Genomic DNA, 18,539 nt, shown 5'->3' with positions numbered 1-18,539 from the left:
AGGTCCGTGCTGCGAAGATGCAGGTCAAGCGGACGGCATGGCTCCCGGTTCCCTCAGCGGAAATATGTCGGGGAGCGGCAATCAATCAGCAATCATCGAGTACCCGGCGCCCAATTCAGGAGCGCCGGGCCGCCGTCAATCAAGCCGGCATCATCGTGCCGGTGTCGATGAAGCGCTGGTGCCAGGCAAAGGCTTCGGCCGGCAGCATCGGCGACTGGAGGCCATAGCTGCCCTTCATGGCGCGGGCGAAATAGTCCTTCAGCATCGGCCGATAATCGGGATGGGCGCAATTGTTGATGATCAGTTCCGCCCGCTGGCGCGGTGCCAGCCCGCGCAGATCGGCCAACCCCTGTTCGGTGACGATCACCTGCACGTCCTGATTGATATGGTCGACATGGCTGGCATGCGGCACGATCGCCGAAATCTTGCCCTGCTTGGCAGTCGACGGGGTCATGAAGATCGACAGATAGGCGTTGCGGGCAAAGTCACCCGATCCGCCGATACCGTTCTGGATGCGCGATCCCATGACGTGGGTGGAGTTCACATTGCCATAGATATCCGCCTCGATGAGGCCATTCATCGCGATGCAGCCCAGGCGACGGACCAGTTCGGGATGATTGCTGATTTCCTGCGGGCGCAGGATCATCTTGTTGCGGAACCGGGCCATGTCGGCATTGAGCCGCGCCGCCGCCTCGGGGCTGAGCGAGAAGGCGGTGGCGCTCGCCATGCGCAGCTTGCCGGATTCCAGCAGGTCGAGCATGCCGTCCTGAATGACCTCCGTATAGGAGACCATATTGTCGAACGGCGCGTCGATCAGGCCGGTCAGCACGGCATTGGCGATATTGCCGACGCCCGACTGGAGCGGCAGCAGCGACGCCGGGATGCGGCCCATCTTCACTTCATGGCCGAGGAATTCGAGCAGATGGCCGGCAATCGCCCGCGCACTGTCATCGGGCGGGGTGAAAGGGGCGTTGCGATCGGGCGAGTCGGTTTCGACCACCGCCAGCACCTTGGCGGGATCGACGCGAAAATAGGGTTCGCCGATGCGATCGTCGGCGCGGGTCAGCGGAATCGGCACGCGGCTGGGCGGCAACGCCGTGCCGTAATAAATGTCGTGCATCCCTTCGAGTGCGGCATTCTGCCAGCTATTGACCTCCAGGATGATGCCCTTGGCACGATCGAGCCAGGTCTTGTTGTTGCCGACCGAGGCGGACGGGATCAACAGGCCGTCGGGGGTGATGCCGGTCACTTCGACCACCGCGATGTCGAGATCGCCCAGGAAGCCCTGCCATGCCATGGGCGCGACCTGGCTCAGATGCATGTCGAAATATTGCATTTCGCCGCGGTTGATCCGCTCGCGTGCGATCGGGTCGCTATTATAGGGCAGGCGAAATTCGATGCCGTCCGCCTTGGCCAGCGCCCCGTCCAGTTCGGGGCCGGTGGATGCACCGGTCCAGACCTTGACCCGGAAAGGATCGCCGGCTGCATGGGCCGCCTCGATCCGGGATGCCAGCGCCAGCGGTACCGCCTTGGGATAGCCCGATCCGGTAAAGCCGCTCATCCCAACGGTCATACCGTTGGCGATCAGCGCGGCGGCCTCCTCGGCGCTGCGACATTTCGCCGCCAGACCCGCATGCCCGATACGATCCGAAACCATTCCTCTCGTCTCCACTGACTGACTGGCGTCCAAGCGCCGGCGCTTAGGTCTGGCTTTTCGTTCCGTCGCACAATAGGGATTACCGGCACAATATCTGTGCAGGACATGCACAAATGAGCGATCTGCTTCTTTCGATCCGCACCTTCATCCGGCTCTGCGAAAAGCCCAGCTTCACCCGCGTCGCTGCGGAAATGCACGCCAGCCATACGACCATAGCGCGACGGCTGGATCAGGTCGAAGCCCATTTCGGCACGATCTTATTTCATCGCACGACCCGCCGCCTCGTGCCTACGCCCGAGGCGGACCGCCTGTTGCCCCACGCCCGCGCCCTTGTCGATGCCCTGGACATCGCGGAGCAGGAATTGCGGCCCGTGCCGGGAGATGTCAGCGGCACGGTGCGAATTGGCGTCACCACGGCGCTGGGCCTGCACTATCTCGGATTGATCGACGACTTGCTGGCCAGCCATCCGGGCTTGCGGATCGATCTTGCCATGACCGACTGGCAACGTGACCTGGTACAGGATCGGCTAGACCTGGCGCTGCGGGTAGGGCCGGTGGCCGATGACATGCTGGTGGTCCACCCGCTCGGCACCCTGCCCCGCCTGCTGGTCGCGCGTCCCGACTATATCGCCCGCCATGGCCAGCCCGCCAGCGCTGGCGACCTCGGGACCCATCGCTGCATCGCCTATGGCTATGGCGACATGCCGGCCAAATGGACGATCGACGGGCAGGAACGGCTGATCAACGGCCCGTTTCGCAGCGACAGCAGCGAGGCGGTTCATCGCGCCGCGCTTGCCGGGCTGGGTATCGCCCTGCTCCCCGCAGTGCGCGTCGCGGACGATCTGCAGGCCGGGCGCCTGGTTCGCGTGCTCCCGGAAAGTCACATCGATCCGTTGGACATCCTTGCCGTCCATCCGTCGCTCAAGCGCTTGCCGGCGCGGGCACGGCTGATCCTCAACTTCCTCAAAGCCCATTTTCCCGGTTCACCGCCGCCCCGTTAAACGAGATCGAGCCGGGTCAGGCCGCACGCAATTCCTCCAGCACGTTGCGCACCGTTTCCTGCAATTCCTCCGAACGACTGGACAATGCGCTGGCTGCCGCGTCCGTTTCCCCCATCGCGCCCTGTGCTTCCTTGAGCGCGCCACTCAGCGCTTCGGCCTGCGCCGCAGCCTCCGCAATATGGCGGGCCATCTCGTCGGTCGCTGCGGCGATCTCGCTGGTTGCGCGGATCTGGGCTGCCACCTCCTCGACGATTTCCGCCGTCGAGCTGTCGATCATTTCAGCCGACTTGGACGCCACCTCGATTGCGCCCGATACGCTCTGTGCGGCCCGGCGGATGTCATGAAGATAGGAATCGATCTGGCGGGTCGCATCGGCGGTCTGCGCGGCCAGGCTCTTCATCTCCGACGCGACCACCGCAAAGCCGCGCACCTCGGTGCCGCTGCGGGCAGCCTCTATTCCGGCATTGAGCGACAGGGTGCGGCTCTGCGAAGCGATCTGCGAAATCAGGGCTACGATGCTGCTCGCGGAATCAACGGTCGCCGACAGAATTTCCACTTCTGGCGTCAACGCCTGTGTCGCCATCGCCCCACGCAACGCATTATCCCGCGAATGACAGGCACTGCTGCCGACCTCGTTGATCGAGTTGGCCAGCTTTTCCGTATCCTTCGCGACCGCCCGCACATCACCATCCGCCTTCATATGGGCGGCCTGCAATTCGGCCGATCGCAACGTCGTCAGTTGCAACAAGTCGAACAGCCATTGCTTGCTGATCGACAATTGCCGGGACAACTGGCCCAGATCGGTCACCACCGCACCCAGCCTCGCCTCCAGCGCATCGGCGACCAGGCGGCGCCGTTCGGCGGATTCCTCTGCCCGGCGCGCCGCCTCCTCGATCGCGCGCTGGCGAGTGGCGGCCATCTGCGCGCGCTCCAATGCGTCGAGCGCATGCTCCGCGCGCAATTTCGCATCATCGGCTTCGATCCGCAGTGCATCGCTGCGCTGCTTCTCGTCGGCCTGCAACAGGATCATCTGGGTCAGCCGCGCCACGATCCACAGCAGCATCGCCGTCTGCAATATCACGATGAGCGCATGAAACAGGACGCGAGGCAGGTCGCCCCCGCTGGCGAAAACCCAATCAGGCTGGGTGAAATTGAGCGCCAGATGATGCACGGCCGTCACCGCCGCGCCCGCCAGCAAGGCCCTGCGGTCCAGCAAGGCGGTTAGCGCCGCCAGCGCCGCAAAAAAGGTCATGTGCATGTCCATCTGCCAGGCATGATTGCGCAGCAGGAACAGATAGAGCGCGGGAAATGCCATGGTGGTCATGGCGAGCGACAGGCGCGCAGGCGCCGCAACATCGCGCCGGATGACCATCCAGGTGGGGAGCAGCGCCAACAGGATCGCGGCGAACGTGACCAGCGGCGTGTCGGCCGACCCCACCAAAAATCCAGCCACGCACAGTCCGGGCACGTTCAACCAGAACACGCACATCAGCATGCGCGCACCGGCAAGCCGGATCGATTCCATCGGTTTTTCCGTGCTCATGCGGCGGCTCTCCGCGGCAGGCACAGCAGATTGGGCGCCGCCAGCAGCAGAACGCCCCGCGCCATCAACGGCCAGGCCAGACGGTTGCGGTCGCCCCGGACCACCAGTCCACCGCCGAAACGGGCCTTCCCCATCGGGACCGCCCCCGCAGCCACCACCTGCGCGGCCAGCCCGCTCGCCCCGGTCGGCGTCAGGGGGATCGCCAGCATATCGCCCCGTGCCGGCGGCCCCAGTACCGCAAACAGCATCAGCCCACTCACTACCGCCATCTGAACGGTGGCCAGACCCATTTTTCCTGTCACACCCAACTCCCCTACCGCGGAGCGAACATCAACCAGAAACAATAAATCTATACTTAACGACCGTTCAGAAATTATTTCGTTATCGAAATTATTTTAGCCATGGAAATAATCATAGACCTGCTGCGCCACCCACTTGGATACGCCCGGCGCCCGCTGCAGATCCTCCAGCGCCGCGTCGCGCACCGCCCGGGCCGTGCCAAAATGCATCAGCAGCGCCTTCTTGCGGGCCGGACCGATGCCGGGCACCTCGTCCAGTGACGACACGGTAATCGCCTTGCTGCGCTTGGCCCGGTGCGCACCGATCGCGAACCGGTGCGCCTCGTCGCGCAGCCGCTGCATATAGAAGAGCACGGGATGGTTGATCGGGAAACTCACTTCCCGGCCATCCATCAGGTGGAACACTTCGCGCCCGTCGCGGCCATGATGCGGCCCCTTGGCGATGCCGATCATGCAGACATCCTCGATGCCCATATCTTCCAATATGCCCCGCGCCGCCGACAATTGCCCCTTGCCGCCGTCGATCAGCACCAGGTCGGGCCATTCGCCACCGTCACGATCAGGATCTTCTTGTGCGGCTCGGCCAAAGCGCCGCTCGAACATCTCGCGCATCATCGCGAAATCGTCGTTCGAGATTTCGGGGTTCTTCATGTTGAACTTGCGATAGGCGTTCTTGCGGAAGCCCTCCGGCCCGGCCACCACCATCGCGCCCAGTGCATGAGCGCCCTGGATATGACTGTTGTCATATATCTCGATCCGGTCGGGCACGCCGTCGAGTCCGAACGCCTCGACCATCTCGTCCAATATCCTGGCCTGGGTCGTGGTCTCCGCCAAGCGCCGGTCGAGCGCTTCCACCGCATTGCGCTGCGCCTGCTTGATCAGGCGCGTGCGATCACCGCGCTGCGGCACCTCGATCCGCACCTTGCTACCCAGCCGCTCGGCCAGGGCCAGGGCCAGCAACTCGCATTCCGCCGGCTCGCGATCGGTCAGGATCAGCTTGGGCGGCGGCACTTCCTCGTAAAATTGCGCCATGAAGCTTTCCAGCACCTCTTCGGTCGCCACATCATGGGTGTGGACCGGGAAGAAGCTGCGATGCCCCCAATTCTGGCCGCCGCGAATGAAGAAGGCCTGGATACACATCGACCCGCCCTTTTCCGCCAGCGCGAAGATGTCGGCGTCGCCCAGCCCTTCGGCATTGATCGCCTGCGATCCCTGGATGAAGGTCAGCGCCTTCAACCGGTCGCGGATCACCGCCGCCTGTTCGAAATCCAGCGCCTCGGCCGCCGCCTCCATCGCCGCGCCCAGCTTCTGCTGCACGGCGGTCGACTTGCCGCCCAGGAAATCCTGCGCGTCCTGCACCAGTTCGGCATAGCCGGCCGTGTCGATGCGATCGACACAGGGGGCCGAACAGCGCTTGATCTGATAGAGCAGACAGGGTCGCGAGCGGTTGGCGAAAAAGCTGTCGGTGCAGGACCGCAGCAGGAACAGCTTCTGCAGCGCGTTGATCGTCCGCGTCACCGATCCGGCACTGGCGAAGGGGCCATAATAACGCCCCTTATATTTGCGCGCGCCGCGATGCTTCTGCACGCGGGGAAAGGCATGATCCTCGCGCAGCAGGATGAAGGGGAAGCTTTTGTCGTCGCGCAGCAGGACATTATAGGGCGGGCGATAGCGCTTGATGAGTTGCGCCTCCAGCAACAGCGCTTCAGCTTCGCTGTTGGTGGTAACGATCGTCATGCTGCGCGTTTGCGCCACCATCCGCCGCAGCCGGTTCGGCAGCCGGTCGACCTGGGTGTAGTTGGCAACCCGGTTCTTGAGCGCCCGCGCCTTGCCGACATAGAGGACGTCGCCGCGCGCATCCTGCATGCGGTAGACGCCGGGCCGGGTCGGCAACGTGTTGAGCGTCGTGCGAATCGCTGCCACGCCCGCATCGATGTCGGGCTGGCTGCCGGTGACGGTATAGGTCGCCTTGTCTTCGTTGAAACGGTCGGGGGATTGCGGCTGCGACATGGCCGCAGAGATAGCGGCACCGGCGCGGATCGCAATGGCAGGATGGAACAAAGCGCGGCCAACACTGCCATTCATGATTGCCATTCATGGCTGTTTTACCAAAAGCCGACCTAATCAACAGCCTGTCGACTTCCTATGTTAGACGGGCGCAGGTCATCCCCTGGCCCGCGCCCATCCAAGAATAGCAGCGGGAGGGGCATATCTGCCCTGCACACCGCGAACCTCAAGCAAAGGGACATCTTCCCCATGGCCACAAAAGCCTATGGCGCCAACGCCGCCGACAAGCCGCTCGAAGCTCTCGACATCGAACGCCGCGCCGTCGGTCCGCATGATGTCGCGATCGATATCGCCTATTGCGGCGTCTGCCATTCGGACCTGCACCAGGTCCGTTCCGAATGGGACGGCACCCTCTATCCCTGCGTTCCCGGCCACGAAATCGTCGGCCATGTGACCGCCGTCGGCGGCCATGTCAGCGCCTTCAAGGTCGGCGACACGGTCGGCGTGGGCTGCATGGTCGACAGTTGCCAGGGCTGCGCATCCTGCGACGAAGGGCTGGAGCAATATTGCGAGAGCGGATTCGTCGGCACCTATAATGGCAAGACCGACGATGCGCCGGGCCACACGCTGGGTGGCTATTCGCAGAATATCGTGGTGAAGGACAAGTTCGTCCTCAAGATCAGCCACCCGACCGACCAGCTCGCTGCCGTGGCGCCGCTGCTGTGCGCGGGCATCACCACCTATTCGCCGCTGCGCCACTGGAAGGTCGGTCCGGGCCAGAAGGTCGGCATTGTCGGCATCGGGGGTCTTGGCCATATGGGCATCAAGCTGGCGCATGCCATGGGTGCCCAGGTCGTGGCCTTCACCACGTCGGAATCCAAGCGCCAGGACGCATTGGACCTGGGCGCCGACGAAGTCGTCGTTTCGCGCAATGCCGAAGAGATGCAGGCCCATGCCAACAGCTTCGACTTCATCCTGAACACGGTCGCGGCCAGCCATAATCTCGACGCCTTCACCACCCTGCTGAAGCGCGACGGGACGATGACGCTGGTCGGCGTGCCCGAACATCCCCACCCCTCGCCCAATGTCGGCGCACTGATCTTCAAGCGTCGTTCGATTGCCGGCTCGCTGATCGGCGGCATCGCCGAGACGCAGGAGATGCTCGATTTCTGCGCCGAGAAGGGCATCGTTGCGGACATCGAGATGATCCGCATCCAGGATATCGAAGACGCCTATGCCCGCATGCAGAAGAGCGACGTCAAATATCGCTTCGTGATCGACAACGCCACGCTGGCGGCCTGACGTGAGTTCGGGGTGGATGGCCAGACGCCGTCCGCCCCGACTGCGGGCCGAACCCGTTCCTGCCTCGGGAAAGTCCCGATTGCCCTGCTCCCGTCGCATCGGTCCAATGATCGGACAGCCCCGCGCCGAGGAGCCCTCTCATGACCAACCCCCTGCCTTCCTGGAATGACGGCGCCGCCAGAACGGCGATCCTCGATTTCGTCGCGCGCGTGACCGGAGACGGACCTGACCATGTTCCCGTGCCGCAGCGGATCGCGACCTTCGACAATGATGGCACGCTCTGGGCGGAACAGCCGCTCCAGACCCAATTTTTCTTTGCCCGGTCATTGCGCGCCGCCCTGATCAAACAGGAGCCGGAATTGGCCGAGCAGCAGCCGTTCAAGGCCTATGTCGAACAGGACATGGCCACCATGAAGGCGCTGGGCAAGAAGGGGCTGCTGGAAGTGGCGGCGCGCGAACATGCCGGCGTGACCGAAGAATCCTTCGCCAAAATCGCGCGCGACTGGCTCGCCACCGCCCGCCATCCCAAGCTCGACCGCCCTTTCCCGGAATGCGCCTATCGACCACAGATCGAACTGCTGGACTATCTGCGTGCCCATGGCTTCAAGACCTTCATCGTCTCGGGCGGGGGACTGGACCTGATCCGCGCCTTTGCCGAGGAGGTCTATGGCATCCCACCCGAACAGGTTGTCGGCTCCAGCGTCCGTACCCGGTTCGAGATCGATGCCGATGGCGTGGGCCAGTTGATGAAGCTGCCGGAAATCAACAGTTTTGACGATCGCGAGGTGAAGCCACAGAATATCGCGCTGCATATCGGGCGTCGCCCGATCATCGCCTTCGGCAATTCGGACGGCGACCTGGCCATGCTGCGTTATGTGAAAACCGGCCCCGGACCGCGACTGGCGCTGCTGCTCCACCATGACGATGCCGACCGCGAATTCGCCTATGATCGCGATTTCCTGCTTAGCCCGCTGGCCGAGGCCCTGGACAAGGCGGGCGAATATGGCCTGACGCTGGTCAGCATGAAACAGGACTGGCGCAGCATCTTCGTCTGAACCCCCACATAGGCTGCCGTGCGCGAGCAGACAGGGTCCATACTATATCGATTTTGCCCAAAACAGGAAAGGGGCCGACACCATATGGCGCCGGCCCCTTTCCTGTTTCATTGGCTGTATCAGGTCAGGCGACCGGACCCAGTCCCTTGATCGCATCGTCGACCAGCGCCTTGTCGGCCTTGGCATCATGGCTCTGGGCGATCAGGCTGGCTGCCGCACTGGTGGCAGCCTTCACCGCCTTGGTGCGAATGTCGGCAAGCGCGGCACGCTCGGCAGCACCGATCTTGTCCTCTGCCATCTTCTGACGGCGGGCGACCAGTTCGGCGGCCTGAACCTTGGCATCTTCCAGCAGCGTTTCGGCTTCATGTGCGGCAGAAGCGCGCATCGCTTCGGCCTCGCCAGCAGCCGCAGCCAGCTTCGCCTCATATTCGCCCTTCAGCACATCGGCTTCCGCGCGCAGCTTGGCGGCCTCCGCCAACTGTTCCTTGATCTGGGCGATCCGGCCGTCCAGCACCGCGCCGATCAGGCTCGGCACCTTCTTAACCAGCAAGATGATGATGAAGACCAGCATCGCCAGGCTGACCCAGGCGGTGGCGTCCATGCCGACCGCCTTGGGGTCGGTGTGCGGGATGACGCCTTCATGCGCTACGGTACCCACCGGTTCCATCCCTTCGGAATGAATTGCCTGATTGAGGTGCGGGGCCTGTGCCTCGCCCTGCTCTACTGCTGCCTCAGCCATGAGCCAATGCCGCCTTTACTGCGTTGCGGGCCGCTTCATCCGACGCTTCCGCGCCGGAAATACGGGCGACCATGTCGCGCGCCGCATCGGCCGCAACGGTTTCAATCTGTGCCATCGCTGCGTCGGTGGCGGTCTTGATCCGGGCTTCGGCGGCGCCGATCTTGCCCTGGATGTCCGCATCGGCGGCAGCGAGCTTCGCTTCCGAAGCCTTGGCGGCGTCCGCCTTGGCCTTGGCCAGTGTCGCCTGGACGGCGGCGCGGCTTTCGGCGTCACGGACGCGATAGTCCGCTTCCGCTTCATCGGCGCGGGCGAAGGCTGCCTTGGCAGCATCAAGATCACCCGTGATCTTCGCGTCGCGCGCGTCGGCCGTCGCCTGCACCTTGGGCACCATGCCGCGGCCGATGACGAAGAAGACGAAGCCGAACGTCAGCAGCAGCCAGAAGATCTGGGACGCATAGGTATCGGCAATTTGCGCGATTTGAGGCATTTTTTTCCGTCCGAAAAGGGGGCGGTCGTCAAGGGGCAGGCGGCACGCCGCCCGCCCCGTCGATCATTAGGCCACGAAGACCAGGATCATGGCGATAACGAACGCCAGCAGACCCAGAAGTTCGGCGGCGGCGAAGCCGATGAACAGACGACCCTGCTGGCCATCAGCGGCACCCGGATTGCGCAGCGCGCCTTCGAGGAACGAGCTGAAGACGTTGCCCACACCGAGGGCGGCAATGCCCGCACCGATCGCGGCCAGGCCAGCACCGAGCAGCTTTGCGGCTTCTGCGTCCATGTTCTAAACTCCTTTTTCTAAACCAAATTGCATGTTGAAGAATGTACGAAAACTCAGTGCAGGTTCTCGGCGTCGTTGATGTAGACCGAGGTCAGCAGCGCGAACACATAGGCCTGGATCACGGCGACCAGCACTTCGAGCGCGCTGATGCCGATCATCAGCACGAAGCTGGCGAAGCCGACGGTCAGACCGAAACCGGGGCCAGCGTTCGAGCTGTTGATGACGAAGCCGGCCAGAACCTTGAGAAGGACGTGCCCGGCGGTCATCGCCACGAACAGTCGCAGGCCCAGGCTGAACGGACGCACCATGAACGAGATCAGCTCGATCGGGAAAATGACCGGGATCATCGGCAGGGGCGTGCCGTGCGGCACGAACAGGGAGAAGAAATGCAGCCCATGCTTCCAGAAGCCGACGATCAGCACGATCGAGAAGCTCATGATCGCCAGCACGCCGGTGGCGGTGAAGTGGCTGGTGAAGGTGAAGGGATGGACGCCGACCAGACCCAGCGGCAGCAGACCCAGAAGATTCGCCAGCAGGATGAACATGAAGAGCGAGAAGACGTAGGGAATATACTTCTTGCCGCCTTCCCCGACGTTCGAGATCAGCAGATTCTTGATGAAGCCGGTGAAATATTCGACCGCCATCTGCCAGCGGCCGGGCACCAGTTCACGCTTCATGCCGCCGATCACGAAGATCCACAGCACCACCGCAGCCGCGACCATATAAAGCGCGCTATTGGTGAAGGCGATATTGAAGCCGCCGATGGACAGGTGATCGGTACCGAACAACGGTTCGATCGCAAACTGATGCATCGGATCGATTTTGCCGGATTCTGCCACGTGGACCCCTGTACCGTCTAATATTCGGACTAAGACAAAAGCGTCCCTATTGATCGGAACGCTTCGTCGTCGTCAATCTGATGATGTTCCTGAACGCTGCCACGATCCCGAGACCGAGGAAGACAAGCAGGAGCCATGGGGATGTGCCGAGCAGCCGGTCGAGAACCCAGCCGATCAACGCACCACCGACAAGACCACCGATCAGCTCTGCGAGAACTCTGTTGCCCAGGCGCGAACCATCGTCGGCCTGTTGCGTCTTCGTCCCCTGTCTGACCCGTTCGGCATGTTCGGCTTGCGCGATCCGCGCTTCCAACGAAGCGATCCGCGCATCTTCCCCTGCCGGGTCTTGCCCGGGTTCATCCGCAGCCATGGCCATCCTTCCGTTCAGGTTCACACCCAACGGCAGGCGGCATGGCGCTTGCGGCTGCACCCGTCAAGGCGCGGCCCGTTTAGAAAGGGGATTGCGGATAGTCAACTATACTTGGGCAGGAGATAGTTTTGCCCAGACGAACCATCGGCGAAAGTCCGCCAGAAGATCGCTATTGCCCCGCTGTCGCACAATAAGCGGGTAGCGCGATCGGCCCGGCGCCCTTGGTCTGCCATCCACCGCCCCCGATCCGATAGGCCTGGCCCTGACGGACACGGCTGCTCAGCGTCTGACAGCCCGTCGCAGCAGCCACATCCTGCACCGTCACCCCACGCTTGCCGGCAAGGTCGGTATAGGCGGCGCGGCGCTTGATGTTGATCGATTCGACATCGGCCCGGACATCGGCGCTTACCGTCCCGGCGATGCCCAGATAGCCATCGGCCTGCTCACCCACCGTGCCGGCTGCGATCGCCGCCGCAGCGGCGCTCTGTGCCTGTGCGGCACCGGCCATGGCAAGGCCGCCCAGCAGTGCGGCAGCGAACATCAACTTGCGTGTCATTGCGGGAACAACTCCGGGTTATTGTTGATCAGATCCTGGGCGTCCTTCTCCAGTTTGACGACGACCTCCTGCTGGATCTTCACATTCAGGTTGATCTCGATCGGCTTGTCCGGGGCTTTGACCTGAATACATCCCCCCAGGGCCGCGGCGGCCAGGCCCGCCATCATGATCGCTGCTATCTTCATTTCGGCTCCGTATTTCCCACAGTCTCGCTTGCCACAGGCTGAACCGCAAGGCCCGATTGCAGGTCGGCCGCGCTTTGCGCCCGCATTTTCTCCTGCGTCTCTTCCGCCACCTTGTCGCGCACGGCCTGAGTCGGATCGGTAAAATATTGGGCATTGCGCATCAGGCCGCGGAAAGGCGCGGATATGCGGACGTTGAAGATGAAGGGCAGGCCGACGAAATTCCCGGCAAGCCCGCGAGGCACGCTGCCCAGTTGCCCGCGATTGACCCCGTTGAACACAACATTGGTCACCATCTCGCCGTCCAGCGCGCCATCCATCAATATGGTGAGGCATTTATATTGGAGGTCCTTCAGCGCATCGAAGGCCACCTTGCCCATAACTCCGACTTGTTCGTTCGATACCGGACCGACATAGGACAGCACGCCCGACTGGCGCGTGGGATCGCAGGGGATGGTCGGCAGCACACCTTCAGGCATGATCAGCGGCGGCATGCCCTGCTGCCGCGCGACCAGAACGCCGCCCGCCACGCGCCCGCCCTGGGCGTTGAAGATCAGCGGCATGATGCCGTCGAATGTCCCGGTCGCCGATACATTTTTGAGGTCCATCGCCTGGATGAAGGCCCCCGCATCGAGCCCGATGACCCGGAATGTCAGGTAGCGATCGACATTGGCACCAAAATCCATGGTGGTCGGCAACAGCGCCATCTCGCCACCCGAAAAGGGAAAGCCTCCCCCTTCGATATGCACTTTCTGATTCGCTTCCAGCCGATAGCGCACGGTGCCGTTGCGCGCCTCGACACCAGGATTGACCATGGCGATACGCACTTGCTGACCGGGCGCACTGACCATTCCCAGCAGGTCGGTGAAGCGAATCTCCCCCGTGATCCCTTCGACCGGACCGAAGGCTGCGGCAAGATCGACCCCGTCGGTCCGGAAAACGCCATCGCTGGAAACGTCGGAGCCGGTCCAGCGGATATGCCCCTCACCGCTTATTTTGCCCCGGACATTGGCAATCACCCCCTTGGTCAGGGGCGTCAATTCTTCGGGCTGCAGCGCAGGACCGAAGTCGAGTCCCGCCACCAGCAAGTCGGCCCTGCCCTTCCCGCTGTCCAGATCATGCGCGATGTCGGCGCTGGCCACGGCCATATTCTTGCCCGGCGCACGCAGCGTTCCGGTCGCCGTGATCCGGCTATCCTTCATCGTCAGTGTGAAATCGGGCACATTGAGCGGCGCGAATCGCGCGACCGGTTCGGCATCACGCACATCTATCGCGGCCTTCAGCCCAAGCGCACCATCGACAAATCGCCAGTCACCCTCGCCGCGCTCGACGATCAGCGGCACCGCGCCGATTCGTCCGCCCGCACCCGTGATCCGCCCGACCAGCCCAGCGCCCTGCGCGGCGCCCGTCAGGCTGGCGGCGGTCAGATGCACGGGCGCCTGCTGCGGGCCGATCGCGAAATCAGCGTTCGTCAGCGTGAATCCAGCTTGGCCCAGCACCAGCCGCGCGGTGTCGGCTGACAAGCGCATCGGGCTGTCGCCACTGCGGCCGGACAACGCAATGTTGCGGATTTCCGCCCCGCCCCGCACACCGCCCGGCCCGGCCGCCAGCAATGGCCCGCCGGCCAATGGACAGATGGTTTGACGGGTCTCGCCCAAGGCAAAACCGCCGTAGCGCGCGCCCACCAGTGATACCGGGAAGCAGCGCGGGTTGACGGAGATCGCGCCGTTTGCGGCAAACCGCCCGTCGATCGGCACATTCAAGCCACGGACCCCGCCGCCCGGCAGCGGCCCGTCCAGCCGCACCGATGTGGTGAAGCGTGTATCGCCCTTCGGCTCCGCGACAAATCGAACCGGTTCCAACGCCAGGCGTGCATCCTGCGCGCTATAGGGATCGACGAAGAGCTGCCCGCCAAACCCACCGCCGGATCGCCGCGCCAGCCGCAATGCCGCCTTGGGCAAGCCACCTCCCTCGGTCGTGACGCTGCCGTCGAGCGCCCAGTCGATCGCGGCGCCCTTTGTCCCGGGCCAGGCCAGGGTCACGCGCCCATTGCGGGCAATCGCGACCCGAGCGCCACTGCGCGCCGCGAATGCCGCATCACTGATCACAAGGCCGCCGACACCATTTCTTTGCACCAGCGCGAAACGGGCACGCAGCACATTGTCCTTACCCGCCTGCCGGGCCGCATCCGCCAGGCGCCGCACCAGCGGTTCGATCGGCGTGCCGTTCGCCGATTGCCGCAGGCCCGCGAGCGGATCGCGCCCCGAGGCATGCGCGTCACGCGCGGAAATCTGTCCGTCGAACACGGCTTCGCCGCCTCGCATCCGCCATGTGCCGGCCAGTTCCGACGCCCGCGCCAGCGCGCCAGCGCCGGACACGGCCTGCGCATTGAGCCGCGCATGCCCGGCCATATCCTTGGCCGTACCATCGAAATCGATCCGGCCCGCCGGTGCAGCCAGCACCAATCCATTGGACCGAACCGCCTCCCCCGCCAGTTCCACTGAACCACTCCAGCGGTCCAGCGCCTTGCCAAGCCACAGGTCAAGTTGCGCCACCGGACGCGCAATCGCCGTTCCGGCGTCGCTGCAGGCCAGAGCATCGCCCTTGATCGGCCCCCGCAAATGCGGGCGCTCATTCATTATGCCGACGTCCAGCCAGGCCAGAGCATTGGCCATGCCGCATCCGGCCAGCCGAGCACGGGGCATCGCCAGCGCCAGCTTGCCATGAAAACCCGATCGCAAATTGCCATTGCCGTCGATCCGCATGCCCACGACGCCCGCATCGGTATCCAGCCGCATGCGCGCATCGCGCAGGCCCATCAGAATATCGGGCAAGCTAAAGGGGGCGGTAGAATCGGGATCGCGAAACTTGTCCAACTCACCCAGCGACAGCACGCCATCGCGATAGGCGCCATGCAGCCGCACCCCGCCCGCGCGCACAGCCGCCACCTGCGGCGTCACACCGGAAAAGGCGATATCGATCTCCACCCACCGCGCGGTCAAATCAGGATTGGCAGGATCGCCCAGCACGATATTTTCGATCCGCTGGGTACGCAGGCCCACCTGGGTCAGATCATAATTGGCCTGAACCCCACGACGATTGAGTTCGCGACTCACGAAATTCTCGGCGATCGGCGCACGCTGCGTCCACAATCCCACCAGGACGAGCGCCAGCGAGCCGGTGCCAACGCCCAGCCAGCGCCACCAGCCGCGGCGAATTGCCTTGTCGCCGTCTTCCTCTTGCATGCGTGCTGCCAACCCCGACTTCAACTCACTCTTACCATCCGTAACGCAACCACAACGTCCCAGATGTCGGAAATATCCTTGACCGAAATAACCTTGCCCGATGAATCCGCAAAGCATAGCCTTTGCGCCCGGGGACAGGGGACCGCCAGCTTTGACCGAAAAGGACGAAAAGGCCAGTCACCAAGGTAGCGGACATCGGGCGCGCCTGCGTCAACGGCTGTCGGATACGGGCGGCGATGGGCTGTTAGACCATGAGCTGATCGAATATCTGCTCGCCCTCGCCATTCCACGCCGTGACACCAAAGCCCTCGCAAAATTGTTGTTGCACGAATTTGGCGGCATCGGCGGCCTGATGGCGGCAGATTGGCAGGCAATCGCCCGGGTGCCGGGTATGGGCGAAACCAGCGTCGCCGCCATCAAGGTGGTCCAGGCGACGGCCCTGCGCATGCTGCGCAACGCCGTCGCCGAACGTCCGGTGCTGGGCAGTTGGCAGGCACTGCTCGACTATCTGCGCGCCGACATGGCCCATCTTGGTGTAGAACGAGTCCGCGTCCTTCACCTCAATGCACGGAACATGCTGATCCGCGATGAAAATATGGGTGACGGCTCGATCGATCAGGCCGCCATCTATACGCGCGAAGTCATCAAGCGCGCCATGGAGCTAGGATCCGCCAGCCTGATCCTGGTCCACAATCACCCCTCTGGCGACCCGTCTCCGAGCAAACAGGATATCGAGATCACGCGCCAGATCATCGATGCGGGCAAACGGCTCGGCATCGGCGTTCATGATCATATCATCATCGGCGCCAGCGGTCATAGCAGCCTGCGGGCGCAGGGACTGCTCTAACACAGGCTTGAAAAAGACGACTTCCGCGTAGCAGCCCCGGATCACACTTGGCAGCGACCCCGCCCGATCCCGCCCGACCGAAGATCGGCCGGAGGGGCAAAGGCTCAGGCGTTGAAACCGAAGTTCAGGAATTCGGGCATCGGACCATTCCAGCCATCGTCCGGACCATCGTCGGGCTCCTGGAGGCGCGGCTTACTCGCCTGGCGAACGGCGGCAGCGGGCGGGTCACGCCCCTCATCACGCCGCGGTTCCTTGCGCCCTGCATCCTTGCGCGGCTCATCACTGGCACGAACCTCGGCCCGAATTTCCTTGGATTTGTCCGCCTTGCGCCGGCTATCCCGGCCACCACGTTCACTCTTGCGCGCCTCGCCCTCACCCGTTGCGGCGGGAGCCGAAGCATCCGGCGAATCGACATAGTTGATCTTGGTGCCGATCAGCTTCTGGATATTGTCGATCGCCTCCGCATCCTCGCTGGTCACAAAGGTGTAGGCGACGCCTTTTGCGCCCGCGCGGCCGGTACGTCCGATGCGATGGACATAATCGTCCGGGTGCCAGGGCGCGTCGAAGTTGAAGACGTGGCTGACGCCCTTGATGTCCAGGCCGCGGGCGGCAACGTCAGACGCAACCAGGATGTTGACGGTGCCGTCACGAAACCGCTCCAGCTCGGCGATGCGCGACGACTGGTCGATGTCGCCATGGATTTCGCCCGACTTGAAGCCGTAGCGCTGCAGACTCTTGTTGAGTTCGCGCACTGTGGTCTTGCGATTGCAGAAGATGACCGCGCTGGTGACGTCCTCGGCCGCGAGCATCGCACGCAGCGCTTCGCGCTTCTTGCGCGAATCGACCTTGACCAAATGTTGGGTGATATTGGTCGACGCCGTCGCCGGGCGTGCCACTTCGATCGACTTGGGATTGTCGAGAAAGCGATCAGCCAGCTTCTTGATGACTGGTGGCATGGTCGCGGAAAAAAGCAGCGTCTGCCGCTGCGTCGGCAATTTGGTGCAGATTTCCTCGATATCGGGGATGAACCCCATGTCGAGCATGCGATCGGCTTCGTCGATCACTAGCATGTTGCAGCCATTCAACAGAATCTTGCCACGCTGGAACAGGTCCATCAGGCGGCCCGGCGTCGCGATCAGCACGTCGACGCCCTTTTCCAGCGCCTTGATCTGGTCACCCATCTGCACGCCACCGATCAGCAGAGCCATGGATAGCTTGTGATATTTGCCATATTTCTCGAAATTCTCGGCCACTTGAGCGGCGAGTTCGCGAGTAGGCTCCAGGATCAGGCTGCGCGGCATCAATGCACGGGCGCGGCCATGAGCAAGAATGTCGATCATCGGCAGTACGAAACTCGCCGTCTTGCCCGTACCCGTCTGAGCAATGCCGATGATGTCCTTCATCATCAGCACCGGCGGGATCGCCTGCGCCTGAATCGGCGTGGGCGTGTCATAGCCGGCCTCGTTTACGGCCTTAAGCAATTCGTCGGAAAGGCCGAGATCGGCAAAAGTCATTCAAATGTCCGGGACAGGAGGCTGTCCGCCCACCGTGAAGGCAAGACGGAAATCGGCCGCGACTTGCGGAAATATCGGCTTCTTGTCAAGGAAATCGCACAAAATGCCGTGATTGATCGTCCAAATTGCTCGATCAATCATCCGGCTCCGCCTCTACCAGCCGCTTGAAACTGTCAATCGCACAGCTTAGCCCACTACGCGCCTGCAATTCATCGCGCCCCGAACAGAGCGATCCATCCTCATCTGGCTCGACGTAGAAGCCGGAGTAGAAGCTTGCGGAACTACAGCCACGCTCCAGTCGTGCGCGATAGCGATGATTGTCGGCCAGGATCAGGTCAACGCCATTGGCCACGATGATGCTGGCCGCACGAATCGAACGCAGCGCCACACAGCGCGGCCCCTTCTTTTCCTCCCACCTGTCGCCATCCTTCGGCGCGATTCGCGCGGGCGCGCGCGCGCTCTTCGCCATGGGCACACGAATGATGACGCGCTGCTCGATCGTCAGTTGCGCCCACTGCACAGGGTCGGCGGCAGGCGCGGCAAGCAACAGCAGGATGGTATGAACCAAGCAGAACCCCTTTTGGGATCGGCACGCTATCGGC

At 63.2% G+C, this 18,539-nt stretch carries 18 protein-coding genes; 4 read left to right on the top strand and 14 right to left on the bottom strand.

Going from position 1 to position 18,539, the window contains the following annotated elements:
• Positions 1–139: 139 nt before the first annotated feature.
• A complete protein-coding gene (locus tag PMI04_RS08955; protein WP_007712531.1) occupies positions 140–1,657 on the bottom strand; it encodes an acetyl-CoA hydrolase/transferase family protein in 1,518 nt (505 codons plus the stop codon).
• Between the two features lie 113 nt (positions 1,658–1,770).
• Here PMI04_RS08955 and PMI04_RS08950 point away from each other — a divergent pair, with 113 nt between their 5' ends.
• Entirely contained in the window at positions 1,771–2,658 is an 888-nt protein-coding gene (locus tag PMI04_RS08950) for a LysR family transcriptional regulator (RefSeq protein ID WP_007712534.1), read from the top strand.
• 16 nt (positions 2,659–2,674) lie between these two features.
• Here the strand turns inward: PMI04_RS08950 and PMI04_RS08945 are convergent, their stop codons facing one another.
• The 3 genes from PMI04_RS08945 to uvrC all read right to left on the bottom strand — a co-directional run bounded on the left by PMI04_RS08945 (position 2,675) and on the right by uvrC (position 6,510).
• Entirely contained in the window at positions 2,675–4,201 is a 1,527-nt protein-coding gene (locus tag PMI04_RS08945) for a methyl-accepting chemotaxis protein (RefSeq protein ID WP_007712536.1), read from the bottom strand.
• Complete coding sequence (locus PMI04_RS08940) at positions 4,198–4,491, bottom strand: hypothetical protein (protein ID WP_238535962.1); 294 nt, start codon at positions 4,489–4,491, stop codon at positions 4,198–4,200. The genes PMI04_RS08945 and PMI04_RS08940 overlap by 4 nt, the downstream gene beginning before the upstream one ends.
• Before the next feature lie 105 nt (positions 4,492–4,596).
• The gene (gene uvrC / locus PMI04_RS08935) at positions 4,597–6,510 is read right to left on the bottom strand and encodes an excinuclease ABC subunit UvrC (RefSeq protein WP_037486877.1); all 1,914 of its coding nucleotides are present in this window, start codon (positions 6,508–6,510) and stop codon (positions 4,597–4,599) included.
• Between the two features lie 246 nt (positions 6,511–6,756).
• Between uvrC and PMI04_RS08930 the strand changes: the two genes are divergently transcribed.
• The gene (locus PMI04_RS08930) at positions 6,757–7,809 is read left to right on the top strand and encodes an NAD(P)-dependent alcohol dehydrogenase (RefSeq protein WP_007712542.1); all 1,053 of its coding nucleotides are present in this window, start codon (positions 6,757–6,759) and stop codon (positions 7,807–7,809) included.
• A 140-nt stretch (positions 7,810–7,949) separates the two neighbouring features.
• The gene (locus tag PMI04_RS08925) at positions 7,950–8,864 is read left to right on the top strand and encodes an HAD family hydrolase (RefSeq protein WP_007712545.1); all 915 of its coding nucleotides are present in this window, start codon (positions 7,950–7,952) and stop codon (positions 8,862–8,864) included.
• A 124-nt stretch (positions 8,865–8,988) separates the two neighbouring features.
• Here PMI04_RS08925 and PMI04_RS08920 read toward each other — a convergent pair whose 3' ends face one another.
• The 8 genes from PMI04_RS08920 to PMI04_RS08885 all read right to left on the bottom strand — a co-directional run bounded on the left by PMI04_RS08920 (position 8,989) and on the right by PMI04_RS08885 (position 15,576).
• Complete coding sequence (locus PMI04_RS08920) at positions 8,989–9,531, bottom strand: F0F1 ATP synthase subunit B (RefSeq protein ID WP_238535981.1); 543 nt, start codon at positions 9,529–9,531, stop codon at positions 8,989–8,991.
• A gap of 64 nt (positions 9,532–9,595) precedes the next feature.
• Positions 9,596–10,090 carry a F0F1-type ATP synthase subunit beta gene (locus tag PMI04_RS08915; RefSeq protein ID WP_007712550.1) on the bottom strand — a complete coding sequence of 165 codons (495 nt, stop codon included), beginning with the start codon at positions 10,088–10,090 and terminating at the stop codon, positions 9,596–9,598.
• Between the two features lie 66 nt (positions 10,091–10,156).
• The gene (locus PMI04_RS08910) at positions 10,157–10,384 is read right to left on the bottom strand and encodes a F0F1 ATP synthase subunit C (protein WP_004207392.1); all 228 of its coding nucleotides are present in this window, start codon (positions 10,382–10,384) and stop codon (positions 10,157–10,159) included.
• Between the two features lie 53 nt (positions 10,385–10,437).
• The gene (locus PMI04_RS08905; protein ID WP_007712554.1) at positions 10,438–11,223 is read right to left on the bottom strand and encodes a F0F1 ATP synthase subunit A; all 786 of its coding nucleotides are present in this window, start codon (positions 11,221–11,223) and stop codon (positions 10,438–10,440) included.
• 46 nt (positions 11,224–11,269) lie between these two features.
• The gene (locus PMI04_RS08900) at positions 11,270–11,593 is read right to left on the bottom strand and encodes an AtpZ/AtpI family protein (RefSeq protein ID WP_007712560.1); all 324 of its coding nucleotides are present in this window, start codon (positions 11,591–11,593) and stop codon (positions 11,270–11,272) included.
• Positions 11,594–11,762: 169 nt separating this feature from the next.
• Complete coding sequence (locus PMI04_RS08895; protein WP_007712562.1) at positions 11,763–12,149, bottom strand: YdbL family protein; 387 nt, start codon at positions 12,147–12,149, stop codon at positions 11,763–11,765.
• Positions 12,146–12,334 carry a YnbE family lipoprotein gene (locus PMI04_RS08890; protein ID WP_007712565.1) on the bottom strand — a complete coding sequence of 63 codons (189 nt, stop codon included), beginning with the start codon at positions 12,332–12,334 and terminating at the stop codon, positions 12,146–12,148. The genes PMI04_RS08895 and PMI04_RS08890 overlap by 4 nt, the downstream gene beginning before the upstream one ends.
• A complete protein-coding gene (locus PMI04_RS08885) occupies positions 12,331–15,576 on the bottom strand; it encodes a YdbH domain-containing protein (protein WP_007712568.1) in 3,246 nt (1,081 codons plus the stop codon). Before PMI04_RS08885 ends, PMI04_RS08890 begins: the two co-directional genes overlap by 4 nt.
• Positions 15,577–15,727: 151 nt before the next feature.
• Here PMI04_RS08885 and radC point away from each other — a divergent pair, with 151 nt between their 5' ends.
• Positions 15,728–16,423 (top strand): DNA repair protein RadC, encoded by a 696-nt coding sequence (radC, locus tag PMI04_RS08880; protein WP_037486868.1) that lies wholly within the window; start codon positions 15,728–15,730, stop codon positions 16,421–16,423.
• Between the two features lie 104 nt (positions 16,424–16,527).
• Here the strand turns inward: radC and PMI04_RS08875 are convergent, their stop codons facing one another.
• Both PMI04_RS08875 and PMI04_RS08870 read right to left on the bottom strand, forming a co-directional pair.
• Entirely contained in the window at positions 16,528–17,937 is a 1,410-nt protein-coding gene (locus tag PMI04_RS08875) for a DEAD/DEAH box helicase (RefSeq protein WP_007712574.1), read from the bottom strand.
• A 133-nt stretch (positions 17,938–18,070) separates the two neighbouring features.
• Entirely contained in the window at positions 18,071–18,505 is a 435-nt protein-coding gene (locus PMI04_RS08870) for a hypothetical protein (RefSeq protein ID WP_007712576.1), read from the bottom strand.
• Positions 18,506–18,539 lie beyond the last annotated feature (34 nt).

Source organism: Sphingobium sp. AP49 (genome assembly GCF_000281715.2).
Taxonomy (GTDB): Bacteria; Pseudomonadota; Alphaproteobacteria; order Sphingomonadales; family Sphingomonadaceae; genus Sphingobium.
The sequence above is the reverse complement of the archived record's forward strand: the minus strand, read 5'-3'. Positions and strand labels throughout refer to the sequence as shown.